This is a genomic window from Flavimaricola marinus (assembly GCF_900184895.1).
Taxonomy (GTDB): domain Bacteria; phylum Pseudomonadota; class Alphaproteobacteria; order Rhodobacterales; family Rhodobacteraceae; genus Flavimaricola; species Flavimaricola marinus.
Window position 1 is genome coordinate 1 of record NZ_FXZK01000052.1, and the last position, 706, is coordinate 706.

1 protein-coding gene is annotated in these 706 nt (G+C 61.8%); it reads left to right on the forward strand.

Annotation, left to right across the window (positions count from 1 at the left end):
- The coding region (locus LOM8899_RS23000; protein ID WP_370739417.1) for a VirB4 family type IV secretion system protein at window positions 1-706 on the forward strand (706 nt) is incomplete at both ends.

The window sequence follows — 706 nt, forward strand, 5'->3', positions numbered from 1 at the left end:
AGCTCTCCGAAGGCGTCGTCGGCCATCGCTACGGCAAGAGCTTCACCATCGGGGAATACTCCGAGGCCACCTCCTGCACCATGTTCGACATGCTGAACCTGCCTGTCGACATGATCGTCACGCACTCCTTCACGCCGATCAACTCGAACCTCATGGCGGGTCGGATCAAACGGCAAAAGCGCCAGATGCAGGCCTCACAGGACGCAGCCCTGTCGCTCATGGAAGCGCTGGACATCGCCGCCGACGATCTTGAGGCCAAACGCCAAAGCTTCGGCGAGCACCACATGGTCGTGACGATCTTCTGCGATACGCTGGACGAGTTGCAGACACTGAGCGCCGAGATCGTCAACGCCGCCGCCGCCGAGGGCGTGAAGATGATTGGCGAGCGGGTCGCCGCCAAGGCGCATTACCTGAGCCAGCATCCCGGCAACCAGCCCAAGCGCGTGCGCGCCAGCGCGATCACCAATCGCAACTTCGCGGATTTTGCGGCGTTTCATCGGACCCAGCTCGGCAAGCCTGCTCAGAAAACCCCCTGGGGCAAGGTCATCACCTATCTGCCCACGCCCGAACAGAGCGCTTACCGATTTTCCTATCACGAGCAAGGCAGCCCCGAGAAAGAACCGACCAGCGGCCACACGCTAATCATGGGACGACCCGGATCGGGTAAGTCGGTGCTTTCGGCCTTTCTCATGACGCAGGCCCGTCG